This window comes from Collinsella aerofaciens (genome assembly GCF_015557435.1).
In the GTDB taxonomy this organism is placed as follows: domain Bacteria; phylum Actinomycetota; class Coriobacteriia; order Coriobacteriales; family Coriobacteriaceae; genus Collinsella; species Collinsella aerofaciens_Z.
Genome location: NZ_JADNOH010000061.1, coordinates 1 through 16,947, shown reverse-complemented (window position 1 = coordinate 16,947; position 16,947 = coordinate 1). Strand labels below are relative to the sequence as shown.

11 protein-coding genes and 2 tRNA genes are annotated in these 16,947 nt (G+C 62.5%); 12 read left to right on the top strand and 1 reads right to left on the bottom strand.

Annotation, left to right across the window (positions count from 1 at the left end; translation table 11 throughout):
* The first annotated feature begins 129 nt into the window (after window positions 1-129).
* The 12 genes from I2G43_RS05760 to I2G43_RS05705 all read left to right on the top strand — a co-directional run bounded on the left by I2G43_RS05760 (window position 130) and on the right by I2G43_RS05705 (window position 15,339).
* A tRNA-Sec gene (locus I2G43_RS05760) sits at window positions 130-226 on the top strand.
* 154 nt (window positions 227-380) lie between these two features.
* A complete protein-coding gene (gene mobA, locus I2G43_RS05755) occupies window positions 381-1,013 on the top strand; it encodes a molybdenum cofactor guanylyltransferase (RefSeq protein WP_195535429.1) in 633 nt (210 codons plus the stop codon).
* Window positions 1,014-1,028: 15 nt separating this feature from the next.
* Window positions 1,029-1,424: a DUF3343 domain-containing protein gene (locus tag I2G43_RS05750; RefSeq protein WP_195535428.1), complete on the top strand. Its 396-nt coding sequence runs from the start codon at window positions 1,029-1,031 to the stop codon at window positions 1,422-1,424.
* A 257-nt stretch (window positions 1,425-1,681) separates the two neighbouring features.
* Complete coding sequence (gene gdhA, locus I2G43_RS05745; RefSeq protein ID WP_195535427.1) at window positions 1,682-3,037, top strand: NADP-specific glutamate dehydrogenase; 1,356 nt, start codon at window positions 1,682-1,684, stop codon at window positions 3,035-3,037.
* A gap of 150 nt (window positions 3,038-3,187) precedes the next feature.
* Window positions 3,188-4,090 (top strand): FAD binding domain-containing protein, encoded by a 903-nt coding sequence (locus I2G43_RS05740; protein ID WP_324249505.1) that lies wholly within the window; start codon window positions 3,188-3,190, stop codon window positions 4,088-4,090.
* Entirely contained in the window at window positions 4,090-6,921 is a 2,832-nt protein-coding gene (locus I2G43_RS05735) for a molybdopterin-dependent oxidoreductase (protein ID WP_195535425.1), read from the top strand. Before I2G43_RS05740 ends, I2G43_RS05735 begins: the two co-directional genes overlap by 1 nt.
* Window positions 6,922-7,140: 219 nt before the next feature.
* Window positions 7,141-7,224: transfer RNA gene (locus tag I2G43_RS05730), tRNA-Leu, on the top strand.
* Between the two features lie 88 nt (window positions 7,225-7,312).
* A complete protein-coding gene (tig, locus tag I2G43_RS05725; protein ID WP_324249504.1) occupies window positions 7,313-8,614 on the top strand; it encodes a trigger factor in 1,302 nt (433 codons plus the stop codon).
* A 162-nt stretch (window positions 8,615-8,776) separates the two neighbouring features.
* Complete coding sequence (locus I2G43_RS05720) at window positions 8,777-9,397, top strand: ATP-dependent Clp protease proteolytic subunit (RefSeq protein ID WP_022095182.1); 621 nt, start codon at window positions 8,777-8,779, stop codon at window positions 9,395-9,397.
* Between the two features lies 1 nt (window position 9,398).
* The gene (clpX, locus tag I2G43_RS05715) at window positions 9,399-10,811 is read left to right on the top strand and encodes an ATP-dependent Clp protease ATP-binding subunit ClpX (RefSeq protein WP_195535424.1); all 1,413 of its coding nucleotides are present in this window, start codon (window positions 9,399-9,401) and stop codon (window positions 10,809-10,811) included.
* A gap of 210 nt (window positions 10,812-11,021) precedes the next feature.
* On the top strand, window positions 11,022-13,718 hold the full coding sequence (locus I2G43_RS05710; RefSeq protein WP_195535423.1) for a valine--tRNA ligase: 2,697 nt from the start codon (window positions 11,022-11,024) through the stop codon (window positions 13,716-13,718).
* Window positions 13,719-13,995: 277 nt separating this feature from the next.
* Entirely contained in the window at window positions 13,996-15,339 is a 1,344-nt protein-coding gene (locus tag I2G43_RS05705; protein ID WP_195535422.1) for a bifunctional folylpolyglutamate synthase/dihydrofolate synthase, read from the top strand.
* 351 nt (window positions 15,340-15,690) lie between these two features.
* Here I2G43_RS05705 and I2G43_RS05700 read toward each other — a convergent pair whose 3' ends face one another.
* Complete coding sequence (locus tag I2G43_RS05700; RefSeq protein WP_195535421.1) at window positions 15,691-16,779, bottom strand: M24 family metallopeptidase; 1,089 nt, start codon at window positions 16,777-16,779, stop codon at window positions 15,691-15,693.
* Between the last annotated feature and the right edge of the window lie 168 nt (window positions 16,780-16,947).

Below are 16,947 nucleotides of genomic sequence, written 5' to 3'. Positions count from 1 at the left end.
CCTCCTCAGTTGCGGTGAAATAGTTCCTGTTTTCGGCATCTAACGCCAAACCAGGAACTATTCCACCGCAACTTCTTGCTTGTCTTTTTGGGATGGGGCCTGTCGGTTTGGTAAAATACCGGCGCACTTGGGAACGGATGGGCTCCGGTGGGCTCCGCGGTCCTCAAAACCGTTGCGAGGCGTGCAAAACGTCTTGGATGTGTTCGATTCACATACGTTCCCGCCACACGCTACCAGCGCTTTTGTGCTCGCGGTCTTGCTGCGTGCCGCAAAGGCGCTGTTTTGTTTTTGCACGAGCTTCTCGTAGCGCCGCTATTTCGGCGGCGGTATTTAGCTTCGTGCACCGGGTTTCGAGCATGCCGATGGGAGTGATTTGCCGTATGACTACCGTAAGACGAGCCGATCTTTCTTGCATCGTCCAGGCGGGCGGGCTGTCGTCGCGCATGGGTTGCGATAAGGCGCGGATGTTGTTTTGCGGCGAGCCGCTCATCGAACGCGTGCTGGGTCGGCTGGCGCCAGTTGCCGGCGAATTGGTCGTGACGACCTCGCGTCCCAGCGAGCTTGCCTATCTTGAGGAGCTCGCATTTGGCGGTCTTGTGCCGCGCGTGGTAGCGGACCTTGAAGGGTCGGCGGGCGCCATGCGCGGCATCGCGAGCTCGTTGGCTGCGGCTCGGCTGCCGCTCGTGGCGATCGTTGCCTGCGATATGCCGTTCGTCTCACCAGAACTGATCGGCGCGCTTTCGGATCAGGTCAAGGAAGGCCCGCTCGATGTGTGCGTCCCGCGCGAGGAGCGGGGGATTGAGCCGCTGTGCGCCGTGTGGCGCCGTCAGACTTGCGCGCCGGTTGCCCGTGAGTTGCTCGACCAGGACCGCCAACGCATCCGCTGTTTGATCGACCAGGTCCATGCCGGCTATCTGGATGAGCCCCAGATTGTCGAGGTTGCCGGCTCCACGCTCTGCTTCGAAAACGTCAATACACCCGAGGAGTTTGCTGCAGCCGAGCTGCTCGCCTAGACGATGGGAGATGCCATGCCTCACGATATTTGCCCCGATACCGGGGAACCCTGCACTTGCGATGGGTCCGAGCCTTGTACTTGCGGCTGCGGTGGCTGTGGACATACTGCGGAAGAGGAAGCGGCCGCCGCGGCGTATCGTGAGGCACACCGCGAAGGCCCGTCCGGTGATGCCCTCGACCACGAACGCAAGATTATCGTGTCGTTCGACAGCACCTTCGATGTGATGGAATGCGAGCAGCTGTGCCTGGATGCCGATGTGCCTGGGCGCATCATGCCGCTGCCCGGCTCCATCACCGCCGGCTGCGGGCTGTGCTGGGCCATGCCGTTCTCCGGCGATGCCCTCGCCGCCTTCCGCGCTGCCACCGAAGGCCGCATAACCCCCGCAGACTACCATCAGCTCGTCCTGTAACCACCAACACCACCACAAAGGTGCCTGTCCCCTTTGTGGTGGTTTGGATCACGTGGACGAAACAGGTTTGAAACACGGGTTTTGCACGTCAGACTCTCAAAAACGCTTCTACCTGCATCGTAATCAAAACGAAACATCTGCTCGTCGGCTTATGCGTAACTTTGTTGCAACAGTGCGATATTATCCATACTCGATAAAGCTCACGGCGCATGGGGCGCCGCGAACGACACCTTTCTTTTCCATCAATTGGAGGAAGCATGAGCTACACGCAGAAAGTTCTCGACGAGCTCAAGGCCCGCTATCCCGAGCAGCCTGAGTTCATCCAGGCCGCGACCGAGATCCTCGGCACCATCCAGCCGGCGCTCGACGCCCATCCCGAGTACGAGGAGGCCGCCCTGCTTGAGCGCCTCGTCGAGCCCGAGCGCATCGTTATGTTCCGTGTTCCCTGGGTCGACGATCAGGGCAAGGTCCAGGTCAACCGCGGCTACCGCGTCGAGTTCAACTCTGCCATCGGACCCTACAAGGGCGGCCTGCGCTTTAACCCGACGGTCACCCTGGGCATGCTCAAGTTCCTGGGTCTGGAGCAGATCCTCAAGAACAGCCTGACCACCCTTCCCATGGGCGGCGGCAAGGGCGGCTCCGACTTTGATCCCAAGGGCAAGTCTAACAACGAGATCATGCACTTCTGCCAGTCCTTCATGACCGAGCTTTACCGCCACATCGGCCCCAACACCGACGTTCCCGCCGGCGACCTGGGCGTTGGCGGCCGCGAGGTTGCCTACATGTTCGGTCAGTACAAGCGCCTGACCAACGAGTGGACCGGCGTCCTCACCGGCAAGGGTCTCTCCTTTGGCGGTTCGCTCGCCCGTACCGAGGCCACCGGCTACGGCCTGGTCTACTTTGTGGACGAGTACCTCAAGAGCCGCGGCGACTCCTTCGAGGGCAAGAACGTCGTCGTTCACGGCTCCGGTAACGTCGCCATCTACGCCGTCCAGAAGGTCGCCCAGCTCGGCGGCAAGGTGCTCGCCTGCTCCGACACCCACGGCTGGGTCGAGGATCCCGACGGCATCGACTACACCGTGCTCGAGCATGTCTACAACAAGAAGCGCTCCGGCCACGACAAGGGCGTTACGCTCGCCATGTACGTCGACGAGAAGCCCAACGCTACTTGGCACGAGGGCGACGGCCGCGGCGTGTGGCAGCTTCCCTGCGACATCGCGCTGCCCTGCGCTCGCGAGAACACGCTGCTGCTTGAGGACGCCCAGGCGCTTGTCGCCAACGGCTGCAAGGTGGTCGGCGAGGGCGCGAACATGCCCACGACCATCGAGGCCACGACCTACTTCCAGGAGAACGGCGTCGCCTTTATGCCCGGCAAGGCTGCCAACGCCGGCGGCGTGCTCGTGTCCGGCCTGGAGATGAGCCAGAACGCCGAGCACTTGTCCTGGACCTTCGAGGAGGTCGACGGCAAGCTCGAGCAGCTCATGCGCGGCATGTTCCACAACGTGGACGACACCGCCAAGGAGTACGGCGAGGAGGACAACTTCGTCATGGGCGCCAACATCGCCGGCTTCCTGAAGGTCGCCGACGCCATGCTCGCTCAGGGCGTGTGCTAAGCCTTCTGCTTCATAGCGTCACAAAAGGCTCCCAGTCATCTCGGCTGGGAGCCTTTCTCTTTTCCACGTGGCGTTTTTGTCCTGCAACGGCGCGTGCCCCTCGTTTGGTACACTTAAACGTACTGGACAAGTGAAGAGATGGGGGAGAACGTGCTCAAGTTCGGTACCTACGTCCGTGTTGGAAACGCGGCCGAAGCCTATGAGCTCTTGCAGAAAAACCGCAACAACAAGATTGTGGGCGGCGGCATCTGGATGCGCCTGGGTTCGCGTCGTGTAGCGACGGCGATTGACCTTTCGGCCTGCGGACTCGATCAGATCGAGGAGACCGAGACCGAGTTTCGCATCGGTGCCATGTGTACCCTGCGCCAGCTCGAGCGTCATGCCGGGCTCAACGCGCTTGTCAACAATGTCTTCGAGTTTGCCGTTCACGATATCGTGGGCGTCCAGCTGCGCAACACCGCCACGGTGGGCGGGAGCATCTACGGCCGCTTTGGCTTCTCGGACGTGCTTTCGGCCTTCTTGGCGCTCGATTCCTATGTTGAGCTGACGGGCGCCGGTCGCGTGCCACTCGTCGAGTTCGTCGACATGGGCTACGTGCGCGACGTGATCGAGCATGTTGTGGTCGTCAAGCACGACTACCGCGCGAGCTACGAGGCCGTGCGCAAGGCTGCGACCGACTTCCCTTCGCTCAACGTCACCGCCGCTTGGTGGGATAACTCCTGGCACGTTACCGTGGGTGCCCGCCCGCTGCGTGCGACCTTGCTGCAGGGCGAGGCGTGCGGCCTCACCAGCGAGCAACCTTCCGAGGACGAGCTTCGCGCCCTCGCCGCGTCCGTGCGCGCGCTGAGTTACGGCACCAACCTGTGGGGCTCGGCCGACTACCGTCGTCGCATCTCGGCCCCGCTTGCCGTGCAGGCCGTGCGCCGTGCCGCCGGCATTGAGCTTTCGGCCGCGCTTGCCCACGAGCTCGAGACCGTGCAGATCCCCAAGTTCGCCACGGACGAGTATTCCTGCCGCCGCGTGCCCGGCGTCGATTCTAGCGAGGTGCGCTAATGGCTGCCAAACTCATCGATCTTTCCTTTACGCTCAACGGCCGCAAGGTCAAGGTTCAGATTGCCCCCGACACCATGCTGTTTGCGCTGCTGCGCGAGCAGGGTTGCGCGTCGGTGCGCTGCGCCTGCGAGACCACCAACTGCGGCCTGTGCACGGTATGGCTCGACGGCGACCCGGTGCTGAGCTGCTCGGTTCCCGCCGCGCGCGTCGAGGGCCATACCATCACCACGCTCGAGGGTCTCAAGGCCGAGTCAGAGGCGCTCGCCCGTGCGATGGCAGCCGAAGGTGCCGAGCAGTGCGGTTTTTGCGCCCCCGGCCTCATCATGAACGTGCTGGCGCTCGCCCGCGCTGCCAAGGAGGATCCGAGCCTCGTCGCCACGCGCGAGGAGCTCTCGCGCCAGCTCGCCGGTAACCTCTGCCGTTGCAGCGGCTACGAGAGCCAGCTGCGCGCCATCGTTCGCTTCCTCAACGAGTCTGGCGTGCAGGTGGGCTTTGAGATGCCCGAGCTGCCGGTCAATAACACCAGCTGCGATGGCGTCTCGTATAAGCAGATCACTCACAAGCAGCCCAAGAAGGACTCGAAGGCCCTGCTCGAGGGCCGTCCGGTCTACACGGGCGACCTGGTGCCCGCCGGTGCCCTCATCGTCAAGCTCAAGCGCAGCCCCTACGCCCGCGCCAAGATTCGCTCCATCGACACGTCGCGCGCCCTGAAGGTGCCCGGTGTCGTGGGCGTCTACACCTACGAGGACGTGCCCCAGCGCCGCTTTACCATCGCCGGGCAGAGCTATCCGCAGCCCTCGCCGTATGACCGCTTGATCCTCGAGAACCTCGTGCGCTACCAAAACGAGGAGGTGGCGATCGTCGCCGCCGAGACCGAGGAGGCCGCCGACAAGGCGCTCAAGCTCATCAAGGTCGACTATGAGGTGCTCGAGCCGTTGCTCGACTTTACGCAGGCGCTCGATAACGACATCGTGGTCCACCCCGAGGGCGACGTGACCTTTATGTTCCCGCAGGGCGGCGACGTCCCGCGCAACCTAGTGTGCAGCGGTACCAGCGATTATGGCGACCTGGACGAGGCCTTCGCCCAGAGCGACATCGTCTTTGAGCGCACCTACACCAGCCAGGCCACGCAGACCGCGCCCATGGAGACCTTCCGCGCCTTCGCGACGACCGACGCGTTCGGCCGCATCTCGGTGACCACCTCCACGCAGGTACCCTTCCACGTGCGTCGCATGATCGCGCAGTCGCTCGACATCCCTCAGTCGCAGGTGCAGGTCATCAAGCCGCGCATCGGCGGCGGCTTTGGCTCCAAGCAGACGGGCTGCTGCGAGATCTTCGTGGCGTTCGTCACCCAGCAGACCGGCCGTCCGAGCTACTGCTGCTACACCCGCGAGGAGACCATCACCGCGGGTAACTCGCGCCACCAGATGCAGATGACCGTCAAGATGGGTGCCATGAACGATGGCACCATCACGGCCATCGACCTGCATACGCTGTCCAACGCCGGAGCGTACGGCGAGCACGCCACCACGACGATCGGCCTTTCGGGCCACAAGAGCCTGCCGATCTACAACCATGTGAAGGCGAGCCGCTTTAGGTGGGACGCCGTCTACACCAACACCAACCGCGGCGGCGCGTATCGCGGCTACGGTGCCACCCAGGGCCAGTTTGCCGTGGAGAGCGCCGTCAATGAGCTCGCCGATATGCTGCACATGGACCCCGCCGACCTGCGCCTTAAGAACATCGTGCGCGAGGGCGAGATCATGCCGCAGTACTACAACGAGAAGCTCAACGCCTGCGCGCTCGACCGCTGCCTGCTGCGCGCGATGGACATGATCGGTTGGCGCGACAAGCCGCTGGCCGTCGACCTGGGCGATCGCGTGCGTGCTCTGGGCTGCGCGCTCACCATGCAGGGCTCGGGCATCTCCAACGTGGATATCGCCGGCATCGACATGCGCCTGGAAGAGGACGGCTTCATTACGATTTCGACCGGCGCCACCGACAACGGCATGGGCGTCGATACGATCCTGGCGCAGATTGCCGCCGAGGAGCTGGGCGTGGAGAGCTCGCTTATCGTGGTGCGCGGTGTGGACACCGATGTGTCACCGTTCGACGCCGGTTCGTACGCAAGCTCCGGTACCTACGTGACGGGCCTGGCCGCCAAGAACGCCGCGACCGAGCTGCGCGAGAAGATCTGCGCCAAGGCCGCCCAGATGTGGGACGTGGACGCCGCCGATGTGGTCTTCGATGGCCAGTACGTGCGCCTGTCCGACGAGCGTGCCGCCCGCGAGCGCGGTCGCTACCTCACGCTGCGCGACTTTGCCAACTTGTGCGTCAAGAATATCGAGGGCGGCGACGCGCTCACCTCGCACGCCTCTGCCTGCCTGCCCGTTTCGCCTCCGCCGTTTATGGCCGGTATTGCCGAGGTCGAGGTCGACAAGGCCACCGGCAAGGTGACCGTGGTGGATTATGCGGCGGCCGTGGACTGCGGCACCGTGATCAACGAGGCGCTCGCGCGCGTCCAGGCCGAGGGCGGCATTGCCCAGGGTATTGGCCATGCGCTCTACGAGATCGTTGAGCATGACGACCGCGGCCGCCTGCGCACCGGCAACTTTATGAGCTACAAGCTGCCCACGCGCCTGGATATCGGCAGCATTCGCGTGGCCTTTGAGCCGAGCTACGAGCCGACGGGCCCGTTTGGCGCCAAGTCGATCGGCGAGGTCGTCATCAACACGCCGCTCGCCGCAGTTGCCTCGGCCGTCGCACACGCCACCGGCCACCAGGTCCGCTCGCTGCCGATCACGCCCGAGAAGGCCCTGCTGGGGGAGTAGACGAGCTGGGGGTAGCTAATTTGGGACGGGGCCATTTTAGCTACCCCAGCCGTTAATTGGCCAACCATTCGCGCTATCAGCCGGGGTAGCTAAAATAGCCCCGTCCCAAATTAGCTACCCTTCCCTCCGATGGGCACTCGTGGTGAGGTCGTGAGCCTGTAAAAGGTGTGCGTGCGCTTGCCGTTCGTATCTGTTATCATTCCTAGTCTGTGCGCTCATGCGGGCGTGGCGGAATTGGTAGACGCGCCAGATTTAGGTTCTGGTGGGATTCCCGTGAAGGTTCGAGTCCTTTCGCCCGCACCATCGCACTTGCGTCGGCCTTGGCCGTCGCGACACTTTGTTGCATAAAGGTACCAGCACCTCAGATAAGCTGGGCAGTATGAGGAGGAACGTGTTGAACATCACCGCTTCTGACGTCAAGGACGCCAAGCTCACCGCTACGGTCACCATCCCGGCCGCCGACGTCGACGCCGCGATCAAGAAGGCCTACAAGGACACCGCCAAGAAGTACCGCTTCCCGGGCTTCCGCGCCGGCAAGGCTCCCCGTCCGGTCATCGACTCCGCCCTTGGCGCCGAGGCTACCCTCGCTCAGGCCACCAACGACCTGATCGCCGCCAACGAGCCCGCCGTCCTCAACGAGCTGGACATCGTCCCCACCAAGAACGGTGACTACAAGGACCTCGACCTCGCCAAGGATCACGAGGACTACACCTACACCGTCGAGTTCTCCCTGCGTCCCGCCGCTGAGCTCTCCTCCTTCGACGCCGTCGAGATCGAGATGCCCCCCGCGGAGGTCACCGAGTCCGAGATCAACAACCAGGTCGAGATGCTCCTCAACTACCGTGCCACCTTCGAGGACGTCGAGGGTCGCGCCGTCGAGGCTGACGACTACGTTACCGTCGACCTCAAGGCCGTCGAGAACGCCGACAACTTCGCCGCCGAGGGCCGTATGCTCATCGCCGGTAGCGACAGCAACCCCAAGGAGTTCAACGAGGCCCTGATCGGCGCTAACGTCGACGACGTCAAGACCGTCACCTGGACCGACGAGGTCGAGGAGGGCGAGGAGGCCGAGACCCACACCGTCGAGGTCACCGTCAAGGGCATCAAGGTCCGCAACACCCCCGAGCTCACCGACGAGCTCGTCAAGTCCGACTTTGGCTTCGACAGCATCGAGGCCATGCGCGACGCCATCAAGATCGAGATCGAGCAGGACAAGGCTTCCCGCCTCCCGGCCGAGAAGGAGAACCGTTGCGTCTCCGCTCTCGCCGAGCGTTTGCAGCTCGACGAGATGGACGCCGACTACGAGCAGTCCGTCTTTGAGGAGCTCGGCCAGAACTTCCTGTCCAACCTCGCTGCCCGCGGCATGACGCTGGACACCTGGCTGCCCGCTTCCGGCCTGACCATGGAGCAGTTCATCGGCGACCTGCACAAGCAGGCCAACGACGTTGCCCGTGAGTCCCTGGCTCTCGACGCCCTCGCGCGTGAGCTCAAGATCGAGGTCACCGAGGACGACATCAACGCCGAGTTCGAGAAGGCCGGCGTCAAGGACGTCGAGGCTTCCAAGGCCGAGTTCATCGCTGATGGCCGCATGCCTGCCGTCCGTGAGTCCATCCGTCGCTCCAAGGCCGTCGACCACCTGGTCGAGAACGCCAAGGTGACCGAGGTCGACGAGACCGCCAAGGACGCCGAGTAATTCTCGCCACCTTTTCCGCGAGCGCATGGATGCGCCCGTGATGGGGTAAAGTTATAAGCCGGTTATCCGGTTGCTTCGTACGGTGCCAGCCAATGCATAGCATGCGGGCACCGTACGTTTGTCTAGAACCACTATTGGTCCGTAAGAGAAATGGAGATGCGTATGATCGCTAAGTTCGATTCCGCCCTCGTGCCATACGTTATCGAGCAGACGCCGCGCGGCGAGCGCAGCTACGATATCTATTCGCGCCTGCTCAACGACCGCATCATCTTCTTGGGCGAGGAGATCAACTCCGTCAGCGCCAACCTGGTCGTTGCCCAGCTGCTGCATCTTGAGAGCCAGGATGCCGAGAAGGATATCTCGCTCTACATCAATTCGCCCGGTGGCGAGGTCTACTCCGGCCTGGCGATTCTGGACACCATGAACTTCATTAAGCCGCAGGTCTCCACCATTTGCGTCGGTATGGCTGCTTCTATGGCCGCCGTGCTGCTTTCGGCCGGCGCCAAGGGCAAGCGCTTCTGCCTGCCGCACTCCAAGGTCATGATTCACCAGCCCAGTGGCGGTGCCCAGGGCCAGCAGACCGAAATCGAGATCGTGGCCGAGGAGATTAAGAAGACCCGCCGCGAGCTCAACCAAATCCTGTCCGACGCCTCGGGCCAGCCGATCGAGAAGGTTCAGGCCGATACCGAGCGCGACAATTACCTGACCGCTGCCGAGGCCCTCGACTACGGCCTGATTGACCGTATCGTCACCTCGCGCGATCTCGCCGCGAAGGACGCCTAGGATGGCAGGTAACATGCAGGACAACTTTGACGAGAACGGCAACCCCATCCGCTGCTCCTTCTGCGGAAAAGAGCAGGGCCAGGTCCGTCGTCTTGTAAAGGGTCCGACCAACATCTTTATCTGCGACGAGTGCGTCGCCGCCTGCTCCGAGATCCTTGAAGAGTCGCTGGCTTCGGACTTTATGGACGCCGCCCGCAACGGCAATCTCCCGGGTTTCCTCAACGACCACGGCCAGGCTGCGTCCCAGCCCGCCGTTGACCCCGAGGCCGAGGGCTTTGAGCTCGAGGACGACCGTCAGGTCATCACGCACGTGCCGACGCCGCACGAGATCTATGACGAGCTTTCGGCCTATGTCATGGGCCAGGAGGACGCCAAGCGCGCCATGTCGGTTGCCGTGTACAACCACTATCGCCGCGTGATCGAGGGGGGCGCTGCGGTGTCCGCCCTTGACGAGGCCTCGGGCATGGGCGCCCAGTTTGACAACGATATGGATGAGGTGGAGCTCGCCAAATCCAACATTTTGCTGCTTGGCCCCACCGGTACCGGTAAGACGCTGCTGGCCCAGACGCTCGCGCGCATCCTCGAGGTGCCGTTTGCCATCGCCGACGCCACCGCGCTCACCGAGGCTGGCTACGTTGGCGAGGACGTGGAGAACATCCTGCTCAAACTCATCAACGCTGCCGATGGCGACATTGAGCGCGCGCAGGTGGGCATCATCTACGTGGACGAGATTGACAAGATCGCCCGCAAGGCCGAGAACCTCTCCATCACCCGCGATGTTTCGGGCGAGGGCGTTCAGCAGGCACTGCTTAAGATTCTTGAGGGCACGGTGGCCAGCGTTCCGCCCACCGGCGGCCGCAAGCATCCCCAGCAGGAGCTGCTGCAGATCGATACGACCAACATCCTGTTCATCTGCGGCGGTGCCTTTGTGGGTTTGGATAAGATCATTGCCGATCGCGTGGGCAACAAGGGCGTGGGCTTTAACTCCGAGATCGCCGGTCCCACCTCGGTCGACGAGAACGACCTGCTGCGCCAGGTGCTCCCGCAGGACCTCAACGCTTTTGGCATGATCCCCGAGTTCGTGGGACGTACGCCCGTCGTCACCCAGACGCAGGCGCTCGATGAGGACGACCTGGTGTCGATCCTGACCGAGCCCAAGAACGCCGTGGTGCGCCAGTACCGCAAGATGTTCCAGCTCGAGGACGTTGAGCTTGAGTTTGAGGACGCCGCCCTGCACGAGATCGCCCGTATGGCCCTTGCCCGCAAGACCGGCGCCCGCGGCCTGCGGTCCATCTGCGAGGATGTGCTGCAGCAGACGATGTTCGACCTCCCCAGCGAGGAGGGCGTTTCCAAGGTCGTCGTAACCGAAGCCTCCGTAAAGGGCGAAGAACAGCCCCAGCGCATCTACGGCTAGACCTGTCTAAAACGTGTTTGCAAATAGCCTTCGACCACCCGCGGTCGGAGGCTATTTTATATAAACGCAATAACCCCAACTACCTGTGTTATTCTGTGTGTTTGTTTAAGCCTCAGCGAAGTCATTCAGACTGAAGTAATCGATACCTAAGGGGAGGAATGTAGGCCCTGTCGGGCCTACATTCCTCCCCGGCGGGACAGGGAGAGATATATGGAAGAAATGCCCAAGAACTACGATCCGTCGACCAACGAGCCGGCGATTCTGCAGAAGTGGCTCGACGGCGGCTACTATAAGCGCCGCGAGGGCGTGGGCGACTGCACCGTCACCATTCCGCCTCCCAACGTGACCGGCAAGCTCCACATGGGCCACGCCACCGATGACTCCATCCAGGACGCCATCATCCGTATGGCCCGCATGCGCGGCAAGTCCACGCGCTGGGTGCTGGGCACCGACCACGCCGGTATCGCCACGCAGACCAAGGTCGACAAGAAGCTCAAGAGCGAGGGCATTAGCCGCCTGGAGATCGGTCGTGACAAGTTTGTCGACGCCTGCTGGGACTGGACCCACGAGTACGGCGGTATCATCGTCGAGCAGATCAAGCGCATGGGCTGCTCCGTCGACTTCGACAACGAGCGCTTCACCATGGACGAGGACTATGCCCAGGCCGTGCGCAAGGTCTTCTGCGACTGGTACCACGACGGTCTGATTTACCGCGGCAAGCGCATCGTCAATTGGTGCCCCAACTGCACCACCGCTATCTCGGACGACGAAGCCGAGTACAAGGACGAGAAGGGCCACCTGTGGCACCTGCGCTACCCGCTGACCGAGCCGGTCAGCGGCCAGGACTACATCGTCGTCGCCACCACGCGCCCCGAGACCATGCTCGGCGACACGGGCGTCGCCGTCTCCCCGAAGGACCCCGAGAAGGCTGCCTTTGTGGGTAAGACCGTCATGCTCCCGATCGTCAACCGCGAGATCCCCATTTTTGAGGATTGGCACGTCGACGCCAACTTTGGTTCCGGCTTCGTTAAGGTCACCCCGGCCCACGACCCCAATGACTACGCCATGGGTCAGGCTCACGACTTGCCGCAGATCAACATTTTCGACGAGCACGCGGTGGTCGTCGAGGGCTACGGCGAGTTCACCGGCATGACCCGCGAGGAGTGCCGCGAGGCCGTCATCAAGTGGTTTGAGGAGCATGACCTGCTCGATCACGTCGAGGACCACGACCACTCCGTCATGCACTGCTACCGCTGCGACGCCGCCCTGGAGCCGTGGCTGTCCGAGCAGTGGTTCGTCGCCGTCGACAAGCTCAAGGGGCCGGCGCTCGACGCCGTCAACTCCGGCAAGGTCACCTTCCACCCCGCGCGCTGGACGCAGACCTACACCACCTGGATGGAGAACCTCAAGGACTGGTGCATCAGCCGCCAGCTGTGGTGGGGCCACCGCATCCCCGTGTTCTACTGCGAGGACTGCGGCTGGGAGGACGCCCTGACCGAGGATACCGACGTGTGCCCCAAGTGCGGCGGCCATCACGTGCACCAGGACGAGAACGTGCTGGACACCTGGTTTAGCTCGCAGCTGTGGACCTTTGCCACGCAGGGCTGGCCGCAAAAGCCGGAGCTGCTCGAGGGCCATCATCCCACGACGGCGCTGGTCACCGCGCGCGACATCATCGCGCTGTGGGTCGCCCGTATGGTCATGAGCTCGCTGTATTTCTTGGACGAGGTGCCGTTTAAGGATGTCGTCATCTATCCGACGATTCTGGCCAAGAACGGCAGCCGCATGTCCAAGTCCAAGGGCAACGGCGTTGACCCCATGGATCTCATCGGCATGTACGGCGCCGATGCCATGCGCTATAACCTGCTCACGCTGTGCACCAACAACCAGGACGTCAAGTTCGACGCGAACATCGACAAGAAGACCAAGAAGCTCATCGACAGCCCGCGTACCGACCAGGCTAAGAGCTTTGTGACCAAGATCTGGAACGCCAGCCGCTTCCTGCTCATGAACATGGAGGGCTACACGCCCGGCGAGCCTGTCGTGGAGACGCCGGCCGACGCCTGGATGTTCAGCCGCCTGGCCAAGGCCGTCAAGATGGTCACCGAGGGTATTGAGAACTACACCTTTGGCGACATGGCTCGCGGCGTGCAGCAGTTCTTCTGGAACGAGGTCTGCGACTGGTACGTCGAGGTCACCAAGGCCCGCCTGAAGGGCGAGGGCCGTCTGCAGGCCCAGCGCAACCTGATCTTTGTGCTCGACACCTCCATTCGCCTGATGCACCCGCTCATGCCGTTTGTTACCGAGGAGATCTGGGACAACATGCCTGCGAGCGTGCTCGATCTGGACGCCGAGGGCAACGTTGACCGCGCCGAGGCGCTCATGATCGCCAAGTGGCCCGAGCCCGCCGACTACGCCAAGTATGTCGACGAGGACGCCGAGCGCGCGTTTGAGCTGTGCCGCACCGTCGTTTCCGCCGCCCGCGCCACGCGTTCGCGCTATCGCTTGAGCCCCAAGGCCGAGCTCGACGTGGTCGTGCGCGCTGGTGCCGAGGACATCGAGAAGCTCGAGAGCCTGCGCTCGACCATCGAGCCGCTGGCCAACACGTCTTCGCTGGTTATGGGCACCGACGTTGAGAAGCCGGCCGCGAGCATCGCCGTGGTCGACAGCGGCGTCGAGGTCTTTGTGGTGCTCGAGGGCAAGGTGGATCTTTCCGCTGAGAAGGCACGTCTGGAGAAGGAGATCGCCGCGGCCCAGAAGGAGCTCGCCGGCTGCGAGAAGACGCTCGCCAACGAGGGCTTTGTGGCTAAGGCCGCGCCCGCGGTGGTCCAGAAGAAGAGGGACCGTGCAGCTGAGCTCAAGGAGATCCTGGCGGCGCTGACTGCTCAGGTTGCTGACTTCTCGTAGGCGGTACTGGGGGCGCGGTTTGGGGCATTGCTCGCTACTGCGGACAGTCCTGCTCGCACGAAGGCCACATTAAGTGGCCTTCGGCTCGTGCGGAACTTGTATCGAGCAAAGCCCCAAACCGCTCCCAGGTCGTTTACGTGGTTGTAAGCATCTGGCGTGTTAGGGCCACTGGGTTGTGGCCTTGATCTCGCTGCAATGCGGTGTTTGGCTGATATTTTGAATGGGAGGGGCTCGTTGTTGATTACGGGCCTCTTTTTATGTTGAGGGGACTTTGGTTATGGCGAAGCGTTCTGGGTTATATTCGGTGCCGTTTGAGGTTCCGGAGCTTTCTTTTGATGAGGCTGTTGCGCTTGCGGCCGATACGGGCAAGATTGCGCGTTATTCTACGCCGTTGCTCGAGACTGTTGTCGAGATGCTCGATGAGCTTGGTCGTCCTGACGAGTTTTATGATTGCGTCCAGATCGCCGGAACTAATGGAAAGACCTCGACGACGCGGTTCTCGGCTGCCATTTTGCGTGGTGAGGGCCTTAAGACGGCACTCTTTACATCGCCGCACCTCGTGCGCTATCCCGAGCGTATGGAGATTGACGGAAAGGTCGTCTCGGACGAGGTTTTTGCCCACGGTGTCTCCGCGGCGTATGAGGCGGGTCGTCGTCTCAACGCGCGTCGTGAGGCGGCAGGCGAGGAGCTCCGTGCGATTACGCCCTTCGATCTTTTGTCCGTGGCTGGACTGACCATGTTTGCCGAGGCTGCGGTGGATGTTGCCGTGCTTGAGGTTGGCATGGGCGGACGGTGGGACGCTACGAGCGCGACCGATCCGGTGGCCGTTGCCATTACGGGCATTGGACTCGACCATATGAAGGTCCTTGGCGACACGCTCGAGGCCATTGCGGGGGAGAAGGCTGCGGTTATTAAGCCTGGGCGCTTGGTTGTTTTGGGCGAGGGTACGCACGAGGCGAGTGTTCAGCGCGTGATGGATGCGCGTTGTCGCGAGTGCGGCGTTGTGCCGCTCGTGGTGAATCATGTCACGACCAAGGTGCCGGCGCATGTGGGCGATACGGTCGAGTTCAGCTGCACCACGCCGCGTGCGATTTACACCTCGAGCATGGTTAAGCCGGCGTATCAGCCGCAGAATGCCGCGTGCGCGATTATGCTGTGCGAGGGGTATTTGGGCCGCGAGCTCGATCACGACAAGCTCGATGCGTCGCTTATGGGCTGTCCCACGCCGGGTCGCTTTGATGTGCTGGGCATTGATCCGCTCAAGCTGATTGATGCCTGCCATAACCCTCAGAGCTGCGAGAACTTTGTGAGCGCGCTGGACGAGATCGATCCGTGCGTGGAGAATCGCCCCACGCTGCTGTGCGCCGCGCTGGCCGATAAGGACGTGGCGGGTATCGTTGACGTTTTGGTTCCGGCGTTCCCCCGCGTGGTCGTGACCCAGACCGATTCCGATCGCGCCCTGCCGGCGGAGGAACTTGCCGCCCTCGTTGATGCCGACAAGCTCGCAGGCGTATACCCCAGCGTATCCGAGGCCCTCGCTGCCTTCGATGCAGCCAACGAGCCCTTCGTAGCAGCCGGCACCATCACCCTAGCCGGCGAAGTAGCCGGCCTGCTGCGCTAACCTATCCCCTCATCAGTTGCGGTGAAATACGGACTGTTTTCTTGGCTAGAAGCCTTAAATAGTCCGTATCTCACCGCAACTCAAAAGCAGTCAATTTGGGATGAGGCTTTTTTAGCTGCCCTGTGCCCCGAGTTGACTCGCTTGCCACGAAATGGGCTTATCTACTACGTTTTGCCGACTACCCTCGACCACACGGGAAATTGTGAAATCAAAACCGCAGGTAGAGAGCTTGCCGATTTTCAAAAAAGACCCGCATGGTCGACCCATGCGGGTTAAATGTAGTAGATAGGCCGTTTTTGTGGCGCGGCGTTAGTGGGATGTGACAAAGGGGCAGTCCCTTTGTCACATTGGCTAGTCCAGGCGGACTGGATCGTGGGGGTAGTTGTTGAGGATCTCGACGCCCGTCTCGGTGACTAGGGCCAGGTCCTCGATGCGGACGCCGGTGCGGCCGGGGAGGTAGATACCCGGCTCGATGGAGAACGTCATACCCGGCTCGATAACCTGCTCGTTGGCGAGCGAAACATCGCCTGGCTCGTGGTCCTGCAGGCCGATTGAGTGGCCCAGGCGGTGCGTAAAGAACTTGCCGTAGCCAGCGTCCTCAATCACGTCGCGTGCGGCGCGGTCCAGATCGCACATGCGCACGCCCGGCGCGATGAGCGCCTCGGCAGCCTCGTTGGCGCGACGCACGATGTCGTAGATGCGTGCCGTCTCCTTATCCGGTTCGCCCCAAAAGAACGTGCGCGTCATGTCCGAACAGTAGTTGCGATGGCGCCCGCCAATGTCGAACAGCACTGCATCGCCGCGCTTGAGCACGGTGTCGTCTGGCTCGTGATGCGGGTCGCCGGCGTTGGCACCAAAGCTCACGATGGGCGGGAAGCTAAAGCCCTCGCAGCCGTGCTTGCGATACAGGCCGAGCATCTGGTCGGCAATCTCGCGCTCCGTCACGCCCCCGTGGACGAGCTTGATCGCGTCGGCCATCACGGCGTCGTTGGCGGCCGAGGACACGCGCATGAGCTCCTGCTCGGCAGCGTCCTTGTACGTGCGGGCAGCTGTCACGGCGAAGTCGCCCAGGAAGAACTCGCTCGCGGCATGGCGCTCCAGAAGGGGCATCAAAAAGCCCGAGCGCATGACGGTGTCGATGCCGAGTGGCTTGGCCGGATCGATCTCGCGCGCGATGGCGTCGGCCACGACGTCGGTATCGGTGTGGTAGGCCACGCGGGCATTGTCGTAATCGGGCAGCTGATGCAGCGCGTTGACGAGAATCACCGGCTCAGCATCGCGCGCGAGCAGCACGCCGCAAAAACGCTCGAACATATCGGCATAAAAGCCGGTCAGGTAGTAGATCGACCACGGTTCGTTTACGAGCAGCTGCGCGCCGGGGTGCTGAGCCTCGAGCGCATCGAGCACGCGCGTCACACGCTGGTCATCGACATGTGCCATGAAACATCCTTTCGCTAGGTTGCCACCATAGTATCCCAAGCGCCTCCACATAAGTTGCGGTGGAATAGTTCCTGGGTGCCGGGGTTGGGCGGAAATCAGGAACTATTTCACCTCAACTGAGGAGGGGACGGGTGGATGGTGGGGTAGCTTAAAGAGCCCCGTCCCATA